General features: G+C 62.7%; 19 protein-coding genes. 13 read left to right on the top strand and 6 right to left on the bottom strand.

Features of this window, described 5'->3' with window-relative positions; all coding sequences use genetic code 11:
* Positions 1-3: 3 nt before the first annotated feature.
* The 3 genes from C5J24_RS18670 to C5J24_RS18680 form a co-directional block, all read right to left on the bottom strand.
* Positions 4-888 carry a carbohydrate ABC transporter permease gene (locus tag C5J24_RS18670; protein ID WP_172724039.1) on the bottom strand — a complete coding sequence of 295 codons (885 nt, stop codon included), beginning with the start codon at positions 886-888 and terminating at the stop codon, positions 4-6.
* Positions 881-1,807, bottom strand: a complete 927-nt coding sequence (locus tag C5J24_RS18675) for a carbohydrate ABC transporter permease (protein WP_172724052.1) — start codon at positions 1,805-1,807, stop codon at positions 881-883. Before C5J24_RS18675 ends, C5J24_RS18670 begins: the two co-directional genes overlap by 8 nt.
* 120 nt (positions 1,808-1,927) lie before the next feature.
* The gene (locus C5J24_RS18680) at positions 1,928-3,202 is read right to left on the bottom strand and encodes an ABC transporter substrate-binding protein (RefSeq protein ID WP_245437370.1); all 1,275 of its coding nucleotides are present in this window, start codon (positions 3,200-3,202) and stop codon (positions 1,928-1,930) included.
* Positions 3,203-3,455: 253 nt separating this feature from the next.
* Here C5J24_RS18680 and C5J24_RS18685 point away from each other — a divergent pair, with 253 nt between their 5' ends.
* From C5J24_RS18685 to C5J24_RS18695, 3 genes are read left to right on the top strand one after another with little or no spacing between them, the layout of a single operon-like run.
* Positions 3,456-4,655, top strand: a complete 1,200-nt coding sequence (locus tag C5J24_RS18685; RefSeq protein ID WP_105419943.1) for an ROK family transcriptional regulator — start codon at positions 3,456-3,458, stop codon at positions 4,653-4,655.
* A 34-nt stretch (positions 4,656-4,689) separates the two neighbouring features.
* Complete coding sequence (locus C5J24_RS18690; protein WP_105419944.1) at positions 4,690-5,793, top strand: Gfo/Idh/MocA family protein; 1,104 nt, start codon at positions 4,690-4,692, stop codon at positions 5,791-5,793.
* An 18-nt stretch (positions 5,794-5,811) separates the two neighbouring features.
* On the top strand, positions 5,812-6,453 hold the full coding sequence (locus C5J24_RS18695) for a ThuA domain-containing protein (protein WP_037077850.1): 642 nt from the start codon (positions 5,812-5,814) through the stop codon (positions 6,451-6,453).
* Between the two features lie 176 nt (positions 6,454-6,629).
* On the opposite strand, the gene C5J24_RS18700 is transcribed toward C5J24_RS18695, so the two are convergent.
* Positions 6,630-8,621, bottom strand: coding sequence for an alpha-glucosidase (locus C5J24_RS18700; protein ID WP_105419946.1), 1,992 nt, complete (start codon positions 8,619-8,621; stop codon positions 6,630-6,632).
* A 21-nt stretch (positions 8,622-8,642) separates the two neighbouring features.
* Positions 8,643-9,347, bottom strand: coding sequence for a GntR family transcriptional regulator (locus C5J24_RS18705; RefSeq protein WP_038545893.1), 705 nt, complete (start codon positions 9,345-9,347; stop codon positions 8,643-8,645).
* A 104-nt stretch (positions 9,348-9,451) separates the two neighbouring features.
* Here C5J24_RS18705 and C5J24_RS18710 point away from each other — a divergent pair, with 104 nt between their 5' ends.
* From C5J24_RS18710 to C5J24_RS18725, 4 genes are all read left to right on the top strand, one after another.
* On the top strand, positions 9,452-10,609 hold the full coding sequence (locus C5J24_RS18710; protein ID WP_105419948.1) for an LLM class flavin-dependent oxidoreductase: 1,158 nt from the start codon (positions 9,452-9,454) through the stop codon (positions 10,607-10,609).
* Positions 10,609-11,517, top strand: coding sequence for an aldo/keto reductase family oxidoreductase (locus C5J24_RS18715; RefSeq protein WP_105419950.1), 909 nt, complete (start codon positions 10,609-10,611; stop codon positions 11,515-11,517). Before C5J24_RS18710 ends, C5J24_RS18715 begins: the two co-directional genes overlap by 1 nt.
* Complete coding sequence (locus C5J24_RS18720; protein ID WP_046666537.1) at positions 11,517-12,050, top strand: flavin reductase family protein; 534 nt, start codon at positions 11,517-11,519, stop codon at positions 12,048-12,050. The genes C5J24_RS18715 and C5J24_RS18720 overlap by 1 nt, the downstream gene beginning before the upstream one ends.
* A gap of 93 nt (positions 12,051-12,143) precedes the next feature.
* Positions 12,144-13,313, top strand: a complete 1,170-nt coding sequence (locus C5J24_RS18725; protein WP_105419953.1) for a pyridoxal phosphate-dependent aminotransferase — start codon at positions 12,144-12,146, stop codon at positions 13,311-13,313.
* A gap of 558 nt (positions 13,314-13,871) precedes the next feature.
* Here the strand turns inward: C5J24_RS18725 and C5J24_RS18730 are convergent.
* Entirely contained in the window at positions 13,872-16,313 is a 2,442-nt protein-coding gene (locus C5J24_RS18730; RefSeq protein WP_105419955.1) for a DNA translocase FtsK, read from the bottom strand.
* Positions 16,314-16,466: 153 nt separating this feature from the next.
* Here C5J24_RS18730 and C5J24_RS18735 point away from each other — a divergent pair, with 153 nt between their 5' ends.
* The 6 genes from C5J24_RS18735 to nirB all read left to right on the top strand — a co-directional run bounded on the left by C5J24_RS18735 (position 16,467) and on the right by nirB (position 24,233).
* Positions 16,467-17,054: an ANTAR domain-containing response regulator gene (locus C5J24_RS18735; RefSeq protein WP_038590280.1), complete on the top strand. Its 588-nt coding sequence runs from the start codon at positions 16,467-16,469 to the stop codon at positions 17,052-17,054.
* Positions 17,055-17,091: 37 nt separating this feature from the next.
* On the top strand, positions 17,092-18,369 hold the full coding sequence (locus C5J24_RS18740; RefSeq protein WP_205836958.1) for a CmpA/NrtA family ABC transporter substrate-binding protein: 1,278 nt from the start codon (positions 17,092-17,094) through the stop codon (positions 18,367-18,369).
* Between the two features lie 345 nt (positions 18,370-18,714).
* Positions 18,715-20,013, top strand: a complete 1,299-nt coding sequence (locus tag C5J24_RS18745; protein ID WP_105419957.1) for a CmpA/NrtA family ABC transporter substrate-binding protein — start codon at positions 18,715-18,717, stop codon at positions 20,011-20,013.
* Between the two features lie 62 nt (positions 20,014-20,075).
* Entirely contained in the window at positions 20,076-20,969 is an 894-nt protein-coding gene (gene ntrB, locus C5J24_RS18750) for a nitrate ABC transporter permease (protein WP_105419959.1), read from the top strand.
* A gap of 10 nt (positions 20,970-20,979) precedes the next feature.
* On the top strand, positions 20,980-21,777 hold the full coding sequence (locus tag C5J24_RS18755) for an ABC transporter ATP-binding protein (protein ID WP_105419961.1): 798 nt from the start codon (positions 20,980-20,982) through the stop codon (positions 21,775-21,777).
* A gap of 5 nt (positions 21,778-21,782) precedes the next feature.
* Entirely contained in the window at positions 21,783-24,233 is a 2,451-nt protein-coding gene (gene nirB, locus C5J24_RS18760; RefSeq protein WP_046634188.1) for a nitrite reductase large subunit NirB, read from the top strand.
* Positions 24,234-24,235: the final 2 nt, after the last annotated feature.

Here is a 24,235-nt window from a genome sequence, read left to right on the forward strand (position 1 = left end):
GGCTCAGGACTTCACCGCACCGGCGGTCAGACCGGCGATGATGTGCTTCTGGGCCAGGAAGAAGGCGATGATGGTTGGCAGGATGGTGAGTGTGATGAAGGCCAGCACCAGCTGCCATTCGGTGCTGAATTCGCCCCGATAGATCATGATGCCGAGCGGCCAGGGATAACGGCTCTCGGAATTCAGCATGATCAGCGGCACGATGTAACTGTTCCAGCTGCCGACGAAGGAGATGATGCCGACGGTGGCGATGATCGGCCGCGATAGCGGCAGCGTGATGTGCCAGAAGAAGCGCATGTAGCCGCAGCCATCCACGAAGGCCGCGTCGAAGAGCTCGGACGGCAAATTGCGGAAGTAGTTGCGGAACAGCATGATGCTCATACCCATGCCGAACGCCACCTGCGGCAGCACCACGCCCCAGTATGTATCGATGAGCCCCAGATCACGGATGCGGATGTAGAGCGGCAGGATGGCCGTCGCTGCCGGGAACATCAGCCCGATCAGGAAATAGTTGACCAGGTAATCGGCGCCGAAGAAGCGGATATGCGCGAAGCAGAAGGCGGCCATGGCGCCGAAGGTCAACGTCAGGAACACCGTCAGCAGGGCGATGATCAGCGAATTGCTCATCTGCAGCCAGTAGCGCTTGCTGACGATGATATCCGTGTAGTTCGACCACTGCCATTCCGTCGGCAGGCCGAAGGGGTTGCCGCGCAGTTCGCCAAGGGTCTTGAAGCCGCCGAGCGCTGTGCTGATGAGCGGGACCACCACGATTGCCGCCACGATGATCAGCGACACGTACATATAGACCTGCGTGCCGGCGCGGATCCGCTGGCCGGACGTCGGCGCGCTGGCGGCATCGATGGGCTGTGCTGTCGAAATATCAGTCATTGCGCATGAACACCCGCTTGTAGCTGAAGGCGAGCGTCACGCAGATCACGAACAGCACCACGCCGACGGCGCTGCCGAACCCGACCTGCATGCGGGTCACCCCGAAATTGTACAGGAACGTCACCATCGTCTGCGTCGAGTTCGACGGCCCCCCGCCGGTGAGCGGCATGATCATGTCGAAAAGCTGCAGCGAGCCCACGACCGCAAAGAAGACGGAAAGACGCACGGTGGAACCGAGCAGCGGCAACGTCACAAGCCGGAATTTTTGGAAACCGGTCGCACCGTCGATGTCAGCCGCTTCCAGCACGCTCTTGTCGATCGCCTGCAGGCCGGCGATGAAGAGCATCATGTGAAAGCCGAAATACTTCCAGACCACGACGCCCAATATCGCGTAGATCGCCAGGTCCCGATCGGCCAGCCAGAACGGCGGCTCGACGCCGAGCATCTGCGAGATACCGGCAACGAGACCGAAATCCCCATCGTAGACGAAACGCCAGATCATGCCGGCCGCGACATCCGCGAGCACGTAGGGCAGGAAGAAGATCAGCCGGAAGAACAGCGCGCCCTTGATCCGGCTGGAGATCATCGTCGCCAGCCAGAGCGCCAGCGGAACCTGCACGCAAAGCGAGGCAAGCACGATCAGACCGTTGTTGATCAATGCCTGGGTGAAGGCGCTGTTGCGGAAAATGAGCTGGTAGTTGCGCCAGCCGACCCATTGCGTCGGACTGCCATAGCCGTTCCAGTTGTAGAAGGAATACCAGGCGGCCTCGCCCATGGGCAGAATGACCAGCACCGTGAACAGAAGAAGCGCCGGCGGCAGGAACAGGATCAGTACCGGCCACTTGCTGTTGGCAAGGGACCGCTTGCGGCGCCGCGATACCGCAAGTGTATTCCCGGACGGGACGGCATTGGCAGACATCAGCATATCGCTCATCGATTTTCGAGCCTTTCAGGCTGCGAGACGCCGTCAGGCGAGGACGGGAACCGGCGCTCCCAGGGTTGCTGGAACCTTAGGGGAGCGGGAGCGCCGGCGCTGCGCTTACTTTCGCTCGAGGGAATAGGCGTCCTCGATTTGCTGCGCCGCGGCAGCCGGTTTCATGCTGCCGGAGACCACTTCTACGCTGATGTCGTTGACGATCGCACCGACATTGGGACCGAGGTCCTGGTCGAGGAAGTTCTGGTGCCAGGTTTCCTTGGCAAGAGCTTCGGCAACTTCCTTCAGCAGTGGCTTGGAGATCGCTTCGCTCGCACCCTTGGCGACGGGCATGATCTGCGTATCCCTGGCGAGAAGCTTCTGCACGTCGGCGCTTGCCATGTAGCGGAGGAATTCCTCGGTTTCAGGCGGCGCGTTCTTGGTGACCGCCCATCCGTTGAGACCGCCGAAACTGTCGGTGGTCACACCGGCCCCTCCGCTGACGACGGGGAACGGGAAGCGGCCGATATTGTCGTCGGCAAGGCCTTTGCGGCTGGTCGAATTCGACGCCTGGGTCGAGGGTGTATTCTCGAAACTCAGGATGATCGCAGCACGGCCATCGCCGAACGTGGCAAGCGCATCGTTCCAGGTCGCACCCAGATAGCCATTCTGGAACGGCTCAAGCTTACCGAGCTCGGCCAGGCGCTCGCCGGCCTTGACGAAAGGCTTGCCGGCAAAGCCGTCGTTCTTGCCGGCCTTGGCATCGGCAAAGCCCTTTTGCCCCGCCTCGCGCATCGAAAGATAGCTCCAGTAGAAATGCAGGGGCCACTTGTCCCGCCCGCCGCCGGCAATCGGCGTGACGCCGGCCTGCTTCAGCGTTTTGACGGCACCGAGGAAATCATCCCAAGTCGCGATCTTCGAGGCATCGACCCCCGCCTTCTTGAACATTTCCTTGTTGTAATAAAAGGAAACGAGGCCGGTCCTGACGGCCGACGCCCAGACCTTGCCGTCGAAGGTTAGGCCGTCGACGGCAGAGGCGTTGATCGACTTGCGCCATTCCCCTCCGTTCGCGTCGATCGCAGCATTGATCGGCCGCAACGTGCCGGTCTCGGACTGCGCCTTGAGGACGCCGCCGCCCCAGGTATAAAAGATGCTTGGCGCGTCTTTCGATTGCAGAAGCGTCGGCAGCTTAGCCTTGAAGGCCTGGTTTTCCAGAAATTGCATCTCGACCTTGACGCCCGGGCGCTTGGCCTCGAAATCCCTGGCGATCTGGTTCCAGACCGCGACGTTCCCCGGCACCTGCTCGACATGCATCCAGCGAATAACGCTGTCCGCTGCAGCAGCGCCGGCCGTGAACATGCCACCCGCGAGGGCAACAGCGGTCGCTGAAATCAAACGCATCCTGTAGTATCTATTGGACATTGAAGGCGCTCCTCCCAAAGCTTTATTCCTGTATCCGAATTAAATAATCGGCAAGGCCAACGCATCTGTCAATAGCCCTGTGCGACATTGCCTGATTTTGGCAAAATTTGCGGCATTTGCTGCTTTTATCTATTGCATGCCGCATAAATTCAGATCTAGAACAAACCGAATTTAATTTGCACCTCGTATTAAATAGCGGTTTGGTGCAGAAGCCGACGAGTGCGCACAAGAGATGAAAACCGCCGATCCAGAACTCATGCGTGCGATGAATCGTCTCAGCGTGCTGGACACGATCCGGCGGCGCGGCCCTATCTCCCGCGTGGAGATTTCCGAGCGCACCGAGCTCTCGACGACCACCGTTTCGGCCATCACCGGTTCGCTGCTCGACGACGGGCTGATCCTGACCCGCCATGAGGGCGATATCCGCAACGAAGCGGTGCGCGGCCGGCCGCGCGTCATGCTCGAGGTCAATCCGGATGCCGCCCGCGTCGTCGGCGCCAAGATCGCCGCAAGCCGCATGGTCTTCGTCGTCACCAATTTCCGCGGCGACGTGCTCTCCCAGCTCACCCTGCCGATCCGGATCGATCGCCAGCCGATCGCGGTGATCGCCGATCTCGTCGAGGATGGCGTGCGCCGCTGTGTCGTCGACGCCGGCCTGTCGCTGGAGGATGTCGACAGCGTCTGCCTCGGACTTCCGGGCGTCATCGAACACCGCACCGGACACATCCGCTCGAGCCCGATCTTTCGCGAGATCAACATTGATTTTGCTTCGGAAATGTCGACGCGCCTGTCGACGCCGACCATCGTCGAGAGCGACGCTCATGCCATCACGCTCGGCCATCACTGGTTCGGCAAGGCCCGCGATCTGCAGGATATGGTCCTGATCTCGCTCGAACAGACGCTCGGCCTCGGCGTGCTGCATGGCAACCGGCTTTTCCGCGGTGCCGGCGGCCTCAGCCACAATCTCGGCGATCTCGTGCTCGGCACCGGTCCGCAGGGCATCGTGCGACTTTCGAGCCAGGCGGGTGAGAGCGCCATCCTCGGCGAACAGCAGGCGGACGGGCGTTTTGCCGAAGCGGTGCGGCTCGGCCGCGGCATGACCCATGTCCAGGCGCTCATCCAGGCCGACGACGACCGGCTGATCGGCGCAGCCGTTCGCGCCGGCGAGGCTGTCGGGCTGACGATCGCCAACATCGTCACGCTTTTCGCGCCGCCGCGCGTCATCCTCGTCGGCTCCTCGCTGGCACTCGGCGAACCGTTCCTGAACAGCCTGCGCGATGCCTATGCACTCGCCATTCCGCCGTCTCTGAAGGGTGTCAGCGAGCTCGTCTTCGACGATTCGACGGATGATTTCTGGGCGCAGGGAGCGGCGGCCGTAGCACTTTACGAACTTTACGAATCGCCCTGGAGCACCACCGGGCCGGCGCTCTGACGCGCCAAACATCAGCATTCATCGGGAGGAAACAATGGACAAAGTCGGTATCGGCATCATCGGATGCGGCAATATTTCGGGCGCCTACCTGAAGGCGATGACATCCGCTTTTCCGATTCTCGATATCCGCGGGCTGGGCGATCTCAACCGCGATCTGGCCGAGGCGAAAGCTTCCGAATTCAATCTCCAGGCCCGTACCGTCGATGAGCTGCTCGCCGATCCGAAGATCGAGATCATCGTCAACCTGACGATCCCCAAGGCGCATGCCGCCGTCGGGTTGCAGGCGCTCGATGCGGGCAAGCATACCTATTCGGAAAAACCTCTCGGGATTAATTTCGCGGAAGGGAAAAAATTGGCGGAGGCTGCAAAGGCCAAGGGCCTGCGTATCGGCGCTGCCCCCGACACCTTCCTCGGCGGCGGCCACCAGACCGCCCGCGAACTGATCGACCGGGGCGTCATCGGGATTCCGGTCGGCGGCACCGCCACCTTCATGTGCCCTGGCCACGAGCGCTGGCACCCGAACCCCGCCTTCTATTACGAGGTCGGCGGCGGCCCGATGCTCGACATGGGTCCGTATTACATCACCGATCTCGTCAACCTGCTCGGCCCGGTGTCGCAGGTGGCGGGCTTTGCAATCACCCCCCGCGAGGAGCGCATCATCACCAGCGAGCCGCGCAACGGCGAGCGCATTCCGGTGCACGTTCCGACCCATGTGGCGGGCGTCATGGCCTTTGCCAACGGCGCTGTCGTGCAGATCGGCATGAGCTTCGACGTGGCCGGTCACAAGCATGTGCCGCTCGAAGTCTACGGCACCGAGGGCACTCTGATCGTGCCTGACCCGAACCGTTTCGAGGGGCCTGTCGGTTATCTGAAGAAGGGCGGCCAATTCGAGGACCAGCCCACCACCTTGCCCTATGCGGACGGCAACTACCGCTCGATCGGCGTCGCGGACCTGGCCCACGCGATCCGTTCCAACCGCCCGCACCGGGCGAACGGCGATCTGGCACTGCATGTGCTGGAGGTCATGGAAGCCTTTCACACGGCCTCAGCCGAAGGGCGCACGATCAAGATCACCACGGCGACGGAGCGGCCCGCTCCGCTGTCGGAATCGCTTGTTGACGGCCAGCTGGCGAAATAATTCTGGAGGAAGACTAAAATGCGTGAAGCACTCATCGTATGGGGCGGCTGGAGCGGCCACGAACCGCAGGAATGCGCCGAGATCATCAAGGACATGCTGGAGGAAGATGGTTTCAAGGTCTATCTCGAGCATTCGACCGAGGCCTTCGCCGATCCTTCGATCCATGATCTGAGCCTCATCGTGCCGATCATGACCATGTCGAAAATCGAGAAGGAAGAGGTGAAGAACCTCGCGGCAGCCGTTCAGAGCGGTGTCGGCATTGCCGGTTATCACGGCGGCGCGGGCGATGCCTTTCGAGAGTCGGTCGACTACCAGTTCATCATCGGCGGCCAGTGGGTCGCCCATCCCGGCAATATCATCGACTACACGGTGAATATCACGAGGCCGGACGACCCGCTGATGGAGGGGATCACCGATTTCCCCTACACGTCCGAGCAATATTACATGCACGTCGACCCCTCGAACGAGGTTCTGGCGACGACGACGTTTACCGGCGACCACGCCTACTGGATCGACGGCGTCGTCATGCCGGTGGTCTGGAAGCGGAAATACGGAGAGGGTCGCGTCTTCTATTCCTCGCTCGGCCACCAGGCGAAGGAATTCGACGTGCCGCAAATGAAGACGATCTTCCGCCGCGGTGCCAACTGGGCGGCACGATGAGATTGGACTGAGACGGCGCCTCCTTCAATCTCCCCCCTTGAGGGGGAGATGTCCGGCAGGGCAGAGGGGGGTGCTGCGGCATACTCTTCGCCAGTTGAGTTCGCGGCGCCACCCCCCTCTGTCACCTCTGGTGACATCTCCCCCACAAGGGGGGAGATTGGGAGTGCGTCGCACCCTCACATATCCCTCAACGCCGCAAACATCTCCGCAAACGCCGCATCCGTCCGATAAAACACCGGCGGACAACAGATCGGCGACGCAACCGTCACCTCTTCCCCACCTGTATATTCGACCCCGCTCCACACATGCACCCAGTCCGCCCCACCAGGCAGATAGACGCTGCGCACATCCTGCGCTGCATGCCAGACCGGTGCCACCAGCAATTCCGAGCCGTAAAGATAGGCATCCTGGATGGCATAGGTCTTCGGGTCATGCTCGTGATGCAGGAACAGCGGCCGCTGCACCGGCAAGCCACGGGCGGCGGCTTCGCTGGAGAGAGTCTTCAGGTACGGCGCCAGATGCACGTAGATCCGCGTCATCCGGGCGAAATGCTCCAGCACCTCGGGGTCCTGGTCGATCTGGATATTGTCGCGCGGCCGGTTGCCCTCGTGGCTGCGCATGACTGGCGTGAAGGCTGCCATCTCGGCCCAGCGCATCAAGAGTTCCGGCGTGCGGACGTTGCCGAACAGGCTCGTATACCCGCCGATATCGGAATGGTGATAGGCGTTGCCCAGCAGGCCTGACGAAAGCGCGGCGCACATCACCGTGACCAGCCCGTCATGGCGCGAGAAGTCCACCGACTGGTCGCCGCCCCACAGCAGCGGGCAATGTTTCTGAACGCCGGTGAAGCCGGCTCGCATGAAGAACAGCGCCTCGCCCGTCTTGCCGCGGCTGGCAATCGCCTTGGCGTTAACTTCGGCCCAGAGGGTTGGCCAGGCATTGTGCATCAGCTTGGCATCGATGCCGTTCGCAAGTTCCACATCGATCGGCAGGTATTCGCCGAAATCGGCCATCCAGCCGGTCAGCCCGAAATCGAGCATGCGGCGGCCGATGACTTCCTCGGCAAACCAATCGGCCGCTTGCCGATTGGTAAAATCGACGACGCCGCAATCGAACTCGCCGAAATCGACGATCGCCGTGCGGCCGAGCGGGTCCTTGGCGAAATAACCGGCCGCTTCCGCTTCGGGGAAAAGCGAGCCATCGACACAGAGATAGGGATTGACGTAACCGAGGAAGCGGATGCCCTCCTCGTTCAGCTCGGCGATACGCTGGCGCAGGTCCGGATAACGGTCGTCATTCGCCTGCCAGTCCCAGAACAGGCGGGAGCCGAACGAGGTCTGGCGAAGGCCGACCCAATCCTCGCACCAGAGACCGGAGACCTGCACCCCGGCATTGCGCATCTTTTCCAGCCGCTCGAAGGAATTGACGCCGTCCTTGAGGCCGATGATCGCACCCCTGTAGACCCAGTCCGGCAGTTCCGGCTGCCGCCCGAACCGCAGCGACAGCGCCTCGACCAGCTCGACAAAACTCGGGGCAGCAAACAGCTCGATCCGCTCCGGCACCGCCCAGGCTTCGATCTCGTGAAACGTCTTGCGGCGGAAATCGAAAACGGAATAGGCGGTCGTTTCCACATGCAGGGCATAACGCGCCGAGGAGATATAGGTCGGCTGCGGGTAGTTTGTGTTGTAATAGTCGCCGCCCGCCTTGTCCTTCAGGTCGGACTTGAAGGTGATCTCACTCGTCTTGTCGCGGCCGACGCCGGGCTCCGAGGTCCAGAGCGGAAAGCGGCGGCCGCGCATGTCGAAATAGGACATCTGCTCGCCGCCGCCCCAGACATGCTCGTCATTGTCCGCGTGAATTCGGATCCAGAAGCGGTTGATCGTCTCGTCCAGTGAGCGGAAATGCACGGCGGTTTCCGAGACCGTCAGCTCCAGCCGCGGCGCCCGGCCCTCCGCCTCCGACAGGCTGACCACATTGCCGTCGACGTCCGCATGGCGCAGCGCGCTGCGCTCGACGATGTAATCCTCGATCTCGAAATTGCCGCGGTACATGTCCATCCGCTCCTGCCCCTGGCCGACGAATATGCAGGGCGAGGCAGCGCTGTGCCGCAGGATGCTGCGGCCGTTCAGCGAAATGGAAAAACCGTCTTGTGTCGTCTCGAATTTCATCTTGTCGGTACTCGATTGTTTCTACCGCAGCCGCGATACGTATCGCGCCACGGAATGGTCGAACCATGTGCGGGAAACCTCGGCCAGGGCGCCGTCCTGCGCCTGGCTCATGCGCAGCACATGGGGGATCGGCGCACCCGGCTTCTGGCCGAATGCCGGCGGTGCCCAGTCGGGCACGGTGTCGAGGTCGATCTTGTCTTCCGCCCGGACGATCCAAAGACCCAGCCGGGTGCGGTAGTAGAGATAAAGCGATTCCGACAGGTCTTCCGGCGTGATCGCCGCCACATAGGAACCGTCGAGCCAGATCTCCTCGAGTGCCGCGACCTTGCCCGACAGCCGACGGATGCGGCGAATGCGATGCCCTTCCGGCGAAAAGCCGAACCTCGGCAGGTCCTTGGGTTTGTCGAGCCGCATCACGTCGAGCAATTCCGCGGTCGGCAGGCCGCCGCCCTGGATCAGTTCCAGCCGGAACATCGCATAGACGCTCTTCGGATCGCTGATCGCCCGGACGTAGTTGCCGGACCCCTGCACCCGTTCCAGCAGCCCGCGGTTCTGCAGTTCCGCCAGCGCCTTGCGCAGCGTGCCGACGGCAATGCCGAGCTGCACCGCCATGTCGCGCTCCGGCGCCAGCTTCTCGCCGTCGACGAGCCGGCCGGCCGCGATGTCGCGAACCAACAGTTCGGCGATTTGCAGGTAGATCGGCAGACTGCCGGGATAACTGTCCATAAGCCGTTTCCCCCTCCCCAGGGAATGACCCACTCAAATTGATACACTATTGATTTACACGAACGCGGATGATATTCAAGTCCCAGGAGTCGAGGAGAATTTTGATGACCGTCGTGCCCATAACATCACCGGATCTCGATGCCGCCGAGGTATCCTGGTTCGCCGCCCTGTGTTCGGACGACTACGCCTATCTCGGCGTTCCCGACGATGCGCTGAAATCGAGTTGGGAACATTGCTCCGACATCGTCAGGCGCGCCGAGACGCTCGGCTTCCGCAACATCCTCTGCCCTTCGTCCTACCAGGTCGGCCAGGACACGCTGAGCTTCGCCGCGGCCGCCTCGCAAATTACGAACAGGATCAATCTATTGGCGGCGATCCGCTGCGGCGAGATGCAGCCGATCATGCTCGCCCGCACGGTCGCCACCCTCGACCACATGCTGAAGGGCCGGCTGACGCTCAACGTCATCAGTTCCGATTTCCCTGGCGAAGTCGCCGACAGCGCCTTCCGGTATCGCCGCAGCCATGAGGTCGTGCAGATCCTCCGCCAGGCCTGGACTCGCGACACGATCGACCACGAGGGCGAAGTCTACAATTTCAAGGGCGTCACCACCGAACCGGCGAGGCCCTACCAGCAGAACGGCGGCCCGCTTCTCTATTTCGGCGGTTATTCGCCGGATGCGCTGGAGCTCTGCGGCGCCCAATGCGACGTCTACCTGATGTGGCCGGAAACCAGGGACCAGCTGGCCGAGCGCATGAAGGCGGCCCATGCCCGCGCCGCAGCCCATGGCCGGACACTGGATTACGGCCTGCGTGTCCACATGATCGTCCGCGACACCGAAAATGAGGCCCGCGAATATGCGGAGCATCTCGTCTCCAAGCTGGACGATGAATACGGCCAGCTGATCCGCAGCCGCGCCCATGACAGCACCTCGCTCGGTGTCTCGCACCAGGCGAAGGCCCGCGAACTCGCCGACAAGTTCGGCTACGTCGAACCTCACCTCTGGACCGGCATCGGCCGGGCTCGCTCCGGCTGCGGCGCGGCACTTGTCGGCTCCGCCGATCAGGTGCTTTCGGAAATCGAGGCCTACAAGAAGATGGGCATCCGGGCTTTCATCTTTTCGGGTTACCCGCATCTCGACGAAGCGGAACATTTCGGCCAGAAGGTGCTGCCCGAGCTCAAGACCTGTTCGCTGCCGCATGCCTATGGCCGCGTGCCGGCCGAGACACCCGCAACGCCGCTCGGCAACGGGAGACGACACTGATGGCCCCTCATCACCTAGATCGCATTCAACTTTCGCCCGATCTCCAGCTCAGCCGCCTCGTTTATGGCATGTGGCGGATCGGCGACGATGCCGATACCTCGCCGAAACATGTGCAGGCGAAGATCGAAGCCTGCCTGGCGCAGGGCATCACCACCATGGACCAGGCCGACATCTATGGCGGCTATACGGCGGAAGCGATCTTCGGAGCGGCGCTGAAGGCCTCGCCTTCGCTGCGTGACAAGATCGAGATCGTCACCAAATGCGGCATCGTCGCGCAGGCCGGCCGCCATTCCGCTGTCCGTGGCAAGCACTACGATACCAGTGCGGCCCATGTCACCGCGTCGGTCGAGGCCTCGCTGCGCGACATGGCGACGGACCACATCGATCTGCTGTTGATCCACCGGCCCGATCCGTTGATGGATCCGGACGAAACAGGCCCGGCGCTCGACGCCCTGATCGCATCCGGCAAGGTCGGTGCCGTCGGCGTCTCGAATTTCCGCCCCTGGGATTTCTCGCTGCTGCAATCCTCCATGGAGGCCGAACTCGTCACCAACCAGATCGAGATCAGCCTCCTCGCCTCCGAGGCATTCACCAATGGCGATCTCGCCTATCTGCAGGAACGCAACATCGCGCCGATGGCCTGGTCACCGCTCGCCCGCGGCGGCATTTTCAAACCCGAACACCAGCCTCTGATGGCTGTGCTTGAACGGGTCGCGGCAGAACAAGGCGTCGACGCGTCGGCCGTGGCGCTGGCCTGGCTGCTGCACCACCCGGCGAACATCCTTCCGATCATCGGCACCAACAATATCGCCCGTATCGCCACCAGCGCGGACGCCGCCAAGGTGACGATCGATCGCCAGACCTGGTTCGAACTCTACACGGCCGCAATCGGAAAGCAGGTGCCATGATGATCACTGCCGACACCGCAAGCATAACCAGCGAACAGATTTTCGTTCCGGATGCATCGACCGCGCGGCATTATCGCAATGCGCTAGGGGCGTTCACGACCGGTGTGACTGTGGTGACGGCAACAACCCCGGATGGCCCGATCGGGATGACGGTCAACAGCTTCACCTCGGTGTCGCTCGATCCGCCGCTGGTCCTCTGGTCGCCGGCCAAGAGCTCGTCACGCCATGCCGCCTTCACGGCGGCAGGCCACTTCGCCATCCATGTGCTGAGCGCCGACCAGGACCTGTTGAGCGCCCGCTTCACGCGCGGCGGTCTCGGGTTCGAGGAGCTTTTCTGGAACCACAACCACGAAGGCGTGCCGGTCATACCCGGCACGCTGGCTCGCTTCGAATGCGAACTTTCCTCGATGCACGATGCCGGCGATCATACCCTGATCCTCGGCCGCGTGCTGCGCGCAGCCCACCGCGAAGGCGATCCGCTGTGTTTCTCCCGCGGCACCTTCGGCCGTTTCGCGAGCACCACCAGCCAGTAAACACCAAAATCCGGCAAGGGAAATATTGACCCGCGGGCGCGGTTGGGCCAAGTCAGTTTTGCGACAAACCAGCCAGAACCGACAGGGCAATCCATGACAATCATCAGACCGGAGATCAGCGCCCGCGCCGCGGCAGCGCCCCGCAGCGGCATTGGCGAGATCGTCACCTATGCCCGAGGCCGCGAAAACCTGATGCCGCTCTGGATCGGCGAAGGCGACCTGCCGACGCCCGATTTCATCACCCGCGCCGCCAGCGAAGCCCTGCTCGCCGGCGAGACCTTCTACACCTGGACGCAGGGCATTCCGGCGCTCCGCGAGTCGATCCTGCGCTATTACCAGCGGCACTATGGGCGGGACCTGTCGGTCGACAACATCTATGTTACCGGCTCCGGCATGCAGTCGATCGTGCTCGCCATCCAGACCGTCGCCTCCGCCGGTGACGAGATCGTTTATCTCTCTCCCGCCTGGCCGAACGTCGTCAACGCTATCGGCGTTTCGGAAGCCAAGCCGGTCACCGTCGAACTCGGCTTTACCGACGGTCGCTGGGCGCTCGATATCGAGCGGCTGAAGGCGGCGATCACCCCGAAGACCAGCGCCCTCTTCATCAACTCGCCCTCCAACCCAACCGGCTGGACCGCGACCCATGACGACCTCAAGGCCGTCCTCGAACTCGCCCGCAAGCATGGCCTGTGGATCGTCGCCGACGAAATCTACGGCCTCTACTATTTCGAAGGCGCCCGCGCGCCGTCTTTCATGGACGTCATGGAGCCGGAAGACCGGATCATCTTCGCCAATTCCTTCTCGAAGAACTGGTGCATGACCGGCTGGCGCGTCGGCTGGATGGTCGCACCGGCGGAAATCGGCCAGACGCTGACCAACCTCATCCAGTATTCGACCTCGGGCGTCGCTCAGTTCATGCAGAAGGGCGCGATTGCCGCCCTCGAACAGGGGGACGATTTCGTCCGCACCAATATCGAACGGGCGCGAAAATCCCGCGACATCCTCTGCGACGCGCTGATCGCTACCAATCGTGTGGAAACGCTAAAACCCGCCGGCGCACTTTATGCCTTCCTGAAGATCGACGGCGTCACCGACAGCCGCGAGGAAGCCTTCAGGATCGTCGACAAGACCGGTGTCGGCCTCGCTCCGGGAACCGCCTTCGGCCCAGGCGGACAAGGCTTCATGCGCGCCTGTTTCCTGCGCGATCCGCTGCAGGTCGAGGATGCCGCGAACCGGCTCGGCGACTATATCCGCAGCCGCTGATACCGGCTGCAAGCCCGATCAGGCCAGTTCGCCATGAACTGACCTTCGGCCGCGCACGATCCCCCCGCGCAGTCGCCTGCCGTGGTTTTCAAAGATCGGAGAGCCCACACGAATGCGGAACCTCGATTGATTTTTTAATGGTGGCTCCGCATTCGCGTGGCCTTCGGCGTTCTTTCGGGGCTTCCGGCCCCTACAGGTGATCATCTCGCCTCGCTGCGTGGCTTTATTTGCGCCCGTCCTTTCGGGACAGGCTTGCCACTTGCACGGCTCAACCGAACCGGACATGGCTGTCCGGGGGAGGCTTGATAGGAAGGCTTGCCTTGCGACGAACATTCCATGGCTTTCACCTCTTCCACCATTCCCGCACGTTACGGTTTTGATGAAAGCGCCGGCTCCCGCCTGCCCGCGAACGTCTCGCGAAACACTCCGGCGACGGAAGCGGGGGGATTGTAGGCATGGGTTCTAAGGGCGGGGAAAGTCGCCGCGGGATTTTTTTGCGGGCGTGCCGTTTTGACGCCCGCCCGATTCCTCGCCCATCTGAAATTCAGAAATCCAGCCTCAGTCCGCAAACCCATCCGGCGCGACTGCCGCCGGACGTCCGCCGGCAATGATCTCGCGTTTGCCGACATGGTTGGCGGGGCCGACCAGGCCTTCCTGCTCCATACGCTCGACCAGAGATGCCGCGCGGTTGTAACCGACCGAGAGGCGGCGCTGGATATAGGAGGTCGAGCACTTGCGGTCCTTCATGACCACTTTGACGGCCTTGTCGTAAAGTTCGTCGCTGTCGTCTCCGCCCATCGCGCTCTTGTCGAACATGGATTCCTGGCCCGACACGTCCTCGTCTTCCTCGTCGTCTTCATCCTCGGTAACCGTGCCCAGATAATCCGGCCGGCCTTGGGTCTTCAGGTGGCGGACCACCAGTTCGACTTCGGCATCCGAAACGAACGGGCCGTGGACGCGGGAAATCCGCCCGCCGCCGGCCATATGCAGCATGTCGCCCTGGCCGAGCAGGTGCTCCGCGCCCTGTTCGCCGAGAATGGTGCGGCTGTCGATCTTCGACGTCACCTGGAAAGAGATGCGGGTCGGGAAATTCGCCTTGATCGTGCCGGTGATGACGTCGACGGACGGGCGCTGGGTCGCCATGATGACATGGATGCCGGCGGCACGCGCCATCTGCGCCAGGCGCTGGACGGCGCCTTCAATATCCTTGCCGGCGACCATCATCAGGTCGGCCATTTCGTCGATGATGACGACGATATAAGGCATCGGCGAGAGATCCATCTCCTGCTCTTCGTAGAGGATTTCGCCCGTCTGCCGGTCAAAGCCCGCCTGGACGCTGACGGTAATGACCTCGCCCTTTTCGCGGGCACCCGCGGCGCGCTGATTGTAGCCGTCGATATTGCGCACGCCGAGGCGTGACATCTTCTTGTAGCGATCCTCCATCTCGCGGACCGCCCATTTCAGCGCCAGAACGGCCTTCTTGGGATCGGTCACGACGGGGGTCAGCAGGTGCGGGATGCCATCATAGACGGAAAGCTCCAGCATCTTCGGATCGATCATGATCAGCCGGCATTCCTCCGGACGCAGCCGGTAGAGAAGCGACAGGATCATCGTGTTGATAGCGACGGATTTGCCCGAGCCGGTGGTGCCGGCGACGAGCAGATGCGGCATTTTTGCGAGCTCGGCAATGACCGGTTCGCCGCCGATCGTCTTGCCGAGGCAGAGAGCCAGCCGGTGCTTGGTCTCCCAATAGTCCTCGCATTCGATCAGTTCGCGGAAATACACGGTCTCGCGCGTCGCGTTCGGCAGTTCGATGCCGATGACGTTGCGACCAGGCACCACGGCAACGCGGGCCGACAGCGCCGACATCGACCGGGCGATATCGTCCGCAAGGCCGATGACCCGTGAGGATTTGACGCCCGGCGCCGGCTCGAATTCATAAAGCGTCACGACCGGACCCGGCCGCACATCGATGATCTCGCCGCGAATGCCGAAATCCTCGAGAATGCTTTCGAGCAGGCCGGCGCTCTGCTGAAGCGCATCCGGCTGCATCGCCTGGCCACGTTCGCCCTGCGGCTCCTGGAGCAGTGAGATCGGCGGGAATTCGTATTCCGCTTCCGCCGGCCGGACGGTCCGCGGACGAAGGATTTCGGGTTGAGCGAAGATCGGGGCCGCCGTGACCAAGGCGGGTGCGGGGGCGGGTGCCGGTGCCGGCACCTGTGCGATAGGGGCAGGCGCCGGTTCGACCACCGGTGCCCTGGCTTTCACCACGCGCTGCGGAGCGACCCGGACAGGTGCGACGGGCTCCGGCGCCTTCACCGGCTCCGGTCTCGGCGACGGCGCAACGACCACGGTTCTGGCCACGCTTCTGCGCGGTACTTCACGATAAAGCGCCGTCACCGGTTCGCCCGGCTGCACCACGGCAGCCGCGATTGGCGGTTCGATCGGCTGAACGCCGGTTTCCACAACCACCGGCCCCTCGAGTTCGAAGGGCATGGCGTCCCAGAAGGCGAAATCGGAGATCGCGATATCCTGGCGCGGCACCGCGATTGGCGCTGCCTCCTCAAGCCGCTCGGGCTGTGCGACGGCAGGCGCTTCCGGCACATGGTAACGCATCGTCGCCGCGAGCTGCTGCAGGCCCGCGATCTGTTCGATCGGGGCGGGGAGCGCCTCGCCGGCGACCTGCGAATCATCCGCGGCCGGGGTCAGGAACGCTTCGGACGGGATGATTTCGATCTGCTCGGCAACCGGCGCCTCGCCCTGCTCCGCAGGAGCCTGCCCGGCATTCGCCTTGCGGGCCAGAGCGCTTTCGGGCGTGCGGGTGAACCGCACGTTCGGGGCCAGCCGGAACGCTGCCTGCCATGGCGCCTGCTCGATCGCCGACTGGTTGAGATCAGCCAGATTCTGGCGGCGAAGACCCGGCTGCGCCGGGTCGACAGCGTCGTCTTCGGCGTTGGAAAGGTCAGAACTCTGAGGATGATTATTGCGTGAGAACTGCATGACAACCAGACGAGATACGGGAAGGGCACATTCTCATAGGAAGTAGAAAATAAAGGTTAACTGGTCCTTTCCAAGCGGCGAATGATGTCATGAAATCGGTCGGAGTGCCGGTAACCCTTGCCAAGATTGTTGCACTGCGTCATCACTATAAGGATGCCGGCACCCGATCTCACCATTCTGGTTATCGATGAAAATGCCATCCGCGCTTCCATCATCGAGGAAGGGCTGCGGGAGGCTGGGCATAGCAAAGTCACCGTCATCCACGAGGTTCAGGGCGTAGCGCGCATCATCGAAACGTTGAAGCCGGACGTTATCGTCATCGATATCGAGAACCCCAACCGCGACATGATGGAGCATCTGTTCCAGCTGACCCGCACCGTCAGCCGGCCGATCGCCATGTTCGTCGACCGTTCCGATACGGCCCTGATCGAAGCGGCGATGGATGCGGGCGTCTCGGCCTATGTGGTCGACGGGCTGAAGAAGGAGCGCGTCAAGGCGATCCTCGACATGGCGGTCAGCCGCTTCAACGCCTTCAGCCGGCTCCAGCGGGAACTCGCCGAGGCGAAATCGGCGCTCGAGGAGCGCAAGGTGATCGAGCGGGCCAAGGGCATTCTGATGAAGATGCGCGGCCTCTCGGAAGAAGACGCGTTTGCGCTGCTGCGCCAGACGGCAATGAACGAAAAGAAGAAGATGTCGGACATCGCGCAAAGCGTGGTCACGGCAGCGGGCCTGTTGATGTGATGGTTCCGAGCACCGAAATGTCCGGAAGAAAGCCGGAGTGAACATGATGATGAATACCGACCGATCCGGAAGCAACCTCTCCGCCCCTACCCGTTCGAACGGCGAGGGGCCGAAGGTCCTGCGCGCCGGGTTCATACCGCTGGTCGATGCTTCCGTGCTGATCGCCGCCGCCGAATTCGGCTTTGCCGCCAAAGAGGGGCTGACCCTCGACCTCGTCAAGGACGTGTCGTGGGCCAATGTCCGCGACCGCCTCGCCTTCCGTCAGTTCGACATCGCCCACATGCTGTCGCCGATGCCGGTCGCTTCCATGCTGGGGCTCGGTTCCAACCCCTCGCCCACCATCACGCCGTTTTCGCTCGGACGCGGCGGCAATGCGATCACGCTTTCGACGCGGCTTTTCGAGCGCATGCGCGAGGTCGGCGGGATATCGGAAACCGCAGGCGCGCTGGAGAACGCAAAGGCGCTCGCCAGCGTGCTCGAAACGATGAGGGAACGCGGCGAAGCACTGCCGATGTTCGGCGTCACCTATCCCTTCTCCTCCCATAATTACGAATTCCGCTATTGGCTTGCCGCCGGCGGAATAGACCCGGACAGGGATGTGAAACTCGTCGTCGTGCCCCCGCCGATGACCTCCGATGCACTGGCAGCCGGCGCCATCGACGGCTTCTGTGTCGGCGCGCCATGGAACATGGTCGCGTCCGAACGCGGGGTCGGCCGGATTGTCGCCGCCAAGCAGGATATCTGGCCCTCGGCACCGGAAAAGGTGATCGCCATGCGGCCGGAATGGGCCGAAAGCCATCCCGAAACCGTCTCCCGTCTCATCGTCGCGCTCGATGCCGCGGCCCGCTGGTGCGACAGGGCCGAAAACCACGACGCGCTCGCCGAAGTGCTGGCGGCCCCCCGTTTCATCGCCGCGCCGGTCGATATCATCCGCCACGTGCTCTCGGGTGCGTTCAACCTGGATGCCAAGGGCAACCGCCGCGTCATCGCCGACTATTTCACCTTCCACCGCGGATTTGCCAACTATCCGCGGCCGAGCCATGCACTGTGGCTCTACAGCCAGATGATCCGCTGGGGTCAGATCGAATTCAGCGAACAAGGCCTGCGGGCCGCGGCGGCGGCCTATCGCCCCGATCTCTACCGGACAGCCCTTGGCATCGGCCCGACTGAACCGGACGTCGGCATCGAAGGAGACCGAAGCGGTGACCGCTTCATGGACGGCCATGTGTTCGACCCCTCGAACATGATGGATTACGTCCGGGATTTCGCCGTCCGAAGCTCTCTCCCTGCCCATTCGGACCGTCAGGACGTCTGAAATTCCGGCAGGCGCTGCACAGCATTTGGCGCCCTCAGTTTGGCAATCGCACAAAAATATTGCAGCGCGATAAGCTGCCGACAATTTAAGCCAAAACTTTCACAACCGAAATTTTGTTGTTTTTCAGCGACTTAGCAGGCCGCTCGAAAACTGGCACGACCTTTGCTTATTAGAAATTGCTCCGGTCAATGGCGACTGGAGCAGTTAGGCGCGTGATAAGCGCTTTCAAAGACATCGACGTCGCAAGGTTTTTGCTGCCCGGAACTCCTCCCAGTTCCCAGGCGCGATCTCCAAGCGGCGTTTTTTTGTGCCTAATTCCTAAGAACCAGCAGAGGGAACCTGCGCATGACCAAGATTTTGATGAGCGGCATCACCCGTCGCAGCCTGATCAAGACGACAGCTACCGCCGCCCTCATCGGCGCCGTCAAGACCGCATTCCCGTCCGGCGCCTTCGCAGCCGGGGCCGGCCCCGAGGTGAAGGGCATCAAGCTCGGCTACATCGCGCTCACCGACGCCGCCCCGCTGGTCATCGCCAAGGAGAAGGGTTTCTTCGACAAGCACGGCCTTCCCGAAGTCGATGTCGCCAAGCAGGCGTCCTGGGGTGCGACCCGCGACAACCTCGTGCTCGGCGGTGCCGCGAACGGCATCGACGGCGCCCATATCCTTTCTCCGCTCCCCTACCTGATGCACACCGGCAAGGTGACCCAGAACAACAAGCCTGTACCGATGGCAGTCCTCGCCCGCCTCAATCTCGACAGCCAGGGTATTTCGGTCGCCAAGGAATATGCCGAGACCGGCGTACAGCTCGACGCCTCCAAGCTGAAGGCGGCGTTCGACAAGAAGAAGGCCGAAGGCAAGGAAATCAAGGCCGCCATGACCTTCCCGGGCGGCACCCACGACCTCTGGATCCGCTACTGGCTCGCCGCCGGCGGCATCGACCCTAACAAGGACGTCTCGACCATCGTCGTGCCGCCGCCGCAGATGGTGGCGAACATGAAGGTCGGCAACATGGACGTCTTCTGTGTCGGCGAACCCTGGAACGAACAGCTCGTCAACCAGGGCATCGGCTTCACGGCGGCCACCACCGGCGAACTCTGGAAGGGCCATCCGGAAAAGGCGCTCGGCGTGCGCGCCGACTGGATCGAGAAGAACCCGAACGCCGCCAAGGCCCTGCTGATGGCTGTCATGGAAGCCCAGCAATGGTGCGAAAGCATGGACAACAAGGCGGAGATGGCCGAAATCCTCGGGCGCCGTCAGTGGTTCAACGTGCCGCCGAAGGACGTCCTCGGCCGCCTGAAGGGCGACATCAACTACGGCAACGGCCGGGTCGCCAACGGCACCGACCTCTACATGAAATTCTGGAAGGACGGCGCGTCCTACCCGTTCAAGAGCCACGACAGCTGGTTCATGGCCGAGAACATCCGCTGGGGTAACCTTCCCGCCAACACCGACATCAAGGCGCTGGTCAACCAGGTGAACCGCGAGGACATCTGGCGCGCCGCCGCCAAGGATCTCGGGGTCGCGGCAGCCGACATCCCGGCCTCCTCTTCACGCGGCAAGGAGACCTTCTTCGACGGCAAGGTCTTCGATCCGGAAAACCCCTCGGCCTATCTCGACAGCCTTTCGATCAAGGCGGCGTCCTGATTTCCCCACCTCCGGCGCGTGGACGCACGCGCCGGCCTTTTCCCTTTCTAAGGAGCGCGCAGATGTCCGCCCTGGCAAAAAAAGAAAATGTTTCCGCAGTCGCTACCGCAAAGCCGGCAGCAACTATCGTCCCCTTTTCCGGCAAGCCCGTATCGAGGATCGATTTCAAGCAGATCGGCATGACGACGCTGCGCAACGTCGTGCCGCCGGTTATCGTGCTGGCGCTGATACTGCTCGTCTGGCAGGTCCTCTGTTCGGCGCCGAATGCTTCGCTCCCCTCGCCGCATGTGGTCTGGACGGAAGCCTATGACCTGATCGCCTATCCGTTCTTCGTCTACGGTTCGCAGGATATCGGGCTCGGCTGGCGGGTACTGGTCTCGCTGCAGCGCGTCGCCTACGGGTTCGGCCTCGCCGCCGTGACCGGCGTCATCGTCGGTGCGATCATCGGACAATCGATCTGGGCGATGCGCGGTCTCGACCCGATCTTCCAGGTTCTGCGCACCGTGCCGCCGCTCGCCTGGCTGCCGCTGTCGCTCGCAGCCTTCCAGGATTCGAGCCCCTCTGCGATCTTCGTGATCTTCATCACCTCGATCTGGCCCGTCATCATCAACACCGCCGTCGGGGTGCGCAACATCCCGCAGGACTATCGCAACGTCGCCCAGGTGCTGCGGCTGAACCAGATCGAATTCTTCTTCAAGATCATGCTGCCATCGGCCGCCCCATACATCTTCACGGGCCTCAGGATCGGCGTCGGCCTCTCCTGGCTAGCCATCGTCGCGGCCGAAATGCTGACCGGCGGCGTCGGCATCGGCTTCTTCATCTGGGATGCGTGGAACTCCTCGCGCCTGCCCGACATCATCGTCGCGCTCGCCTATATCGGCATTGTCGGCTTCGCCCTCGACAAGCTGGTTTCCGCGCTCGGCAAGATCATCACCCGCGGCGCTTCGGCAAACTGAGGAGCGGACCATGAACGCCTACCTGAAGCTCGATCATATCGACAAACATTTCGACCGCGGCGGCAATCGCGCCGAGGTTCTGAAGGACATCAACCTGACGATCTCCAAAGGGGAGTTCGTCTCGATCATTGGCCATTCCGGCTGCGGCAAGTCCACGCTGCTCAACCTCATTGCCGGGCTGACACCGGTCTCGGCGGGCGCCGTGCTGCTCGAAAACCGTGAGGTCAACGCACCGGGCCCGGAACGCGCCGTCGTTTTCCAGAACCATTCGCTGCTGCCCTGGCTGACGGTCTACGAAAACGTCAACCTCGCCGTCTCAAAAGTCTTCGGCCGCACCAAGAGCAAGGCGCAGCGGCATGACTGGGTCATGGAAAACCTGGACCTCGTGCAGATGGCTCACGCCAAGGACAAGCGCCCGGCGGAAATATCCGGCGGCATGAAGCAGCGCGTCGGCATTGCCCGGGCTCTGTCCATGGAACCGAAGATCCTGCTGCTCGACGAGCCCTTCGGCGCCCTCGACGCCCTGACGCGCGCCCATCTGCAGGACGCGGTCATGGAGATCCACAGCCGTCTCGGCAACACCATGGTGATGATCACCCACGATGTCGACGAAGCGGTACTGCTTTCCGACCGCATCGTGATGATGACGAACGGTCCCGCCGCCCATATCGGCGAAGTGCTCGACGTGCCGATCGCACGCCCGCGCAACCGCATCGAGCTGGCTTCCGACCGCACCTATCTCAAGTGCCGCGAGGCAGTCCTGAAATTCCTCTACGAACGCCACCGCTTCGTCGAAGCCGCGGAGTAAGAACAATGACAGAAAAACTCATCATCATCGGCAATGGCATGGCGCCGGGACGCATGCTGGAGCATCTCTTCGAACAGGCGCCCGGCCGCTACGAAGTCACGATCTTCAACGCCGAACCGCGCGTCAATTACGACCGCATCATGCTTTCGCCGGTGCTTTCCGGCGAAAAGAGCTTCGAGCAGATCGTCATCCATGGCGACGGCTGGTATATCGACCACGGCATCACGCTCTACAAGGGCCACAAGATCGTCGCGATCGACCGGGCGGCGAAGACCGTTACCTCCGATCACGGCGTCACCGAAAGCTACGACAAGCTGGTGATCGCCACCGGCTCGGTGCCGTTCATCATCCCCGTACCGGGCAAGGACCTGCCGGGCGTCATCACCTATCGCGACCTCGACGACGTCCAGGCCATGCTTCTCGCCGCCCAGTCGCGCGAAAAGGCGATCGTCATCGGCGGCGGCCTGCTCGGCCTCGAAGCAGCCGCCGGCCTCGCCCAGCGCGGGATGGACGTGACCGTGCTGCACGTGATGCCGACGCTGATGGAGCGCCAACTCGATCCGGCCGCCGGTTACCTGCTGCAGAAGGCCGTCGAAGAACGCGGCATCAAGGTGATCTGCAAGGCCAATACCAAACAGATCATCGGCAATGGCAAGGTCGAGGGCGTCGAACTCGACAACGGCACGATCATCCCGGCGACGCTGGTGGTCATGGCCGTCGGCATCCGCCCGAGCGCCGGCCTCGCCAAGGAAGCAGGCCTCGCGGTCAATCGCGGCATCGTCGTCGATGCGGGAATGCAGACGTCTGACGGCGACATCTATTCCATCGGCGAATGCGCCGAAGTGGGCGGCATGGTCTACGGCCTCGTCGCACCGCTCTACGAGATGGCCCGCATCGCGGCGTCGCATCTGGCGGGCGACACGAAGCCGGCCTTCGTGCACTCCGACACGCCGACAAAGCTCAAGGTCACCGGCATCGACCTCTATTCGCTCGGCGACTTCGCCGATGGCGACGACCGGCAGGAAATCGTGCTGCGCGATGCCACCGCCGGCATCTACAAGCGCCTCGTTCTGAAGGACAACCGCATCATCGGCACGGTCCTTTACGGCGAGACCTCCGATGGCGCCTGGTTCAACGACCTGAAGAAGAAGGCGACCGATATCTCGGAGATGCGCGACACGCTGATCTTCGGCCAGGCCTACCAGGGAGGGTCCCCGCTGGACCCTATGGCGGCCGTTGCAGCCTTGCCGGATGATGCGGAAATCTGCGGCTGCAACGGCGTCTGCAAGGGCAAGATCACCTCGACGATCACCGCCAAGGGCCTGACATCGCTCGACGACGTGCGTGCCCACACCAAGGCCTCCGCCTCCTGCGGCACCTGCACCGGCCTCGTCGAACAGCTGATGGCGATCACACTTGGCGATGCCTACAATCCGAAGGCCGTGCAGCCGATGTGCACCTGCACCGAACTCGGCCATGACGACGTGCGCCGCCTGATCAAGGCGAAGGGCCTGAAGACCATCCCGGCGGTCATGCAGGAGCTGGAATGGAAGACCTCCTGCGGCTGCGCCAAATGCCGCCCGGCGCTCAACTACTATCTCGTCTGCGACTGGCCGGATGAATATGCCGACGACTACCAGTCGCGCTACATCAACGAACGCGTCCATGCCAACATCCAGAAGGACGGCACCTATTCCGTCGTGCCGCGGATGTGGGGCGGCGTCACCAATTCGCAGGAATTGAGGGCGATCGCCGACGTCGTCGACAAGTTCGAGATCCCGATGGTGAAGGTCACCGGCGGCCAGCGCATCGACCTTCTCGGCATCGAGAAGGAAGACCTGCCCGCCGTCTGGGCCGATCTCGGCAAGGCCGGCTTCGTCTCCGGCCAGGCCTATGCCAAGGGCCTGCGCACGGTAAAAACCTGCGTCGGCTCCGATTGGTGCCGCTTCGGCACGCAGGATTCGACCGGCCTCGGCATCCGCATCGAGAAATTCATGTGGGGCTCCTGGACACCGGCCAAGCTGAAGCTGGCCGTCTCGGGGTGTCCGCGCAACTGTGCGGAAGCGACCTGCAAGGATATCGGCGTCATCTGCGTGGACTCGGGCTTCGAGATCCATTTCGCCGGCGCCGCGGGCCTCGACATCAAGGGCACCGAAGTGCTCGGACTGGTGAAGACCGAGGACGAGGCGCTCGAATACATCGTCGCGCTGACGCAGATGTACCGCGAACAGGGTCGTTATCTCGAGCGCATCTACAAATGGGCGAAGCGCATCGGCCTCGACGAAATCCGCCGGCAGATCATGACTGATACGGAGAAGCGCGAGGCCTATTACGAGCGTTTCGTCTTCTCCCAGAAGTTCGCCCAGGTCGACCCGTGGTCGGAGCGTGTCTCCGGCAAGGACAAACACGAGTTCCGGCCGATGGCGACGGTCGGCTACCCGCATGCAGCCGAGTGAGG

Source organism: Neorhizobium sp. T25_27 (genome assembly GCF_002968565.1).
GTDB classification, from domain to species: Bacteria; Pseudomonadota; Alphaproteobacteria; order Rhizobiales; family Rhizobiaceae; genus Neorhizobium; species Neorhizobium tomejilense.

What these genes read in the sequence shown, in the direction of transcription:
- C5J24_RS18670 (WP_172724039.1), bottom strand. Translation starts at nt 888, where the DNA reads ATGACTGATATTTCGACAGCACAGCCCATCGATGCCGCCAGCGCGCCG.
- C5J24_RS18675 (WP_172724052.1), bottom strand. Translation starts at nt 1,807, where the DNA reads ATGTCTGCCAATGCCGTCCCGTCCGGGAATACACTTGCGGTATCGCGG.
- C5J24_RS18680 (WP_245437370.1), bottom strand. Translation starts at nt 3,202, where the DNA reads ATGCGTTTGATTTCAGCGACCGCTGTTGCCCTCGCGGGTGGCATGTTC.
- C5J24_RS18685 (WP_105419943.1), top strand. Translation starts at nt 3,456, where the DNA reads ATGAAAACCGCCGATCCAGAACTCATGCGTGCGATGAATCGTCTCAGC.
- C5J24_RS18690 (WP_105419944.1), top strand. Translation starts at nt 4,690, where the DNA reads ATGGACAAAGTCGGTATCGGCATCATCGGATGCGGCAATATTTCGGGC.
- C5J24_RS18695 (WP_037077850.1), top strand. Translation starts at nt 5,812, where the DNA reads ATGCGTGAAGCACTCATCGTATGGGGCGGCTGGAGCGGCCACGAACCG.
- C5J24_RS18700 (WP_105419946.1), bottom strand. Translation starts at nt 8,621, where the DNA reads ATGAAATTCGAGACGACACAAGACGGTTTTTCCATTTCGCTGAACGGC.
- C5J24_RS18705 (WP_038545893.1), bottom strand. Translation starts at nt 9,347, where the DNA reads ATGGACAGTTATCCCGGCAGTCTGCCGATCTACCTGCAAATCGCCGAA.
- C5J24_RS18710 (WP_105419948.1), top strand. Translation starts at nt 9,452, where the DNA reads ATGACCGTCGTGCCCATAACATCACCGGATCTCGATGCCGCCGAGGTA.
- C5J24_RS18715 (WP_105419950.1), top strand. Translation starts at nt 10,609, where the DNA reads ATGGCCCCTCATCACCTAGATCGCATTCAACTTTCGCCCGATCTCCAG.
- C5J24_RS18720 (WP_046666537.1), top strand. Translation starts at nt 11,517, where the DNA reads ATGATCACTGCCGACACCGCAAGCATAACCAGCGAACAGATTTTCGTT.
- C5J24_RS18725 (WP_105419953.1), top strand. Translation starts at nt 12,144, where the DNA reads ATGACAATCATCAGACCGGAGATCAGCGCCCGCGCCGCGGCAGCGCCC.
- C5J24_RS18730 (WP_105419955.1), bottom strand. Translation starts at nt 16,313, where the DNA reads ATGCAGTTCTCACGCAATAATCATCCTCAGAGTTCTGACCTTTCCAAC.
- C5J24_RS18735 (WP_038590280.1), top strand. Translation starts at nt 16,467, where the DNA reads ATGCCGGCACCCGATCTCACCATTCTGGTTATCGATGAAAATGCCATC.
- C5J24_RS18745 (WP_105419957.1), top strand. Translation starts at nt 18,715, where the DNA reads ATGACCAAGATTTTGATGAGCGGCATCACCCGTCGCAGCCTGATCAAG.
- ntrB (WP_105419959.1), top strand. Translation starts at nt 20,076, where the DNA reads ATGTCCGCCCTGGCAAAAAAAGAAAATGTTTCCGCAGTCGCTACCGCA.
- C5J24_RS18755 (WP_105419961.1), top strand. Translation starts at nt 20,980, where the DNA reads ATGAACGCCTACCTGAAGCTCGATCATATCGACAAACATTTCGACCGC.
- nirB (WP_046634188.1), top strand. Translation starts at nt 21,783, where the DNA reads ATGACAGAAAAACTCATCATCATCGGCAATGGCATGGCGCCGGGACGC.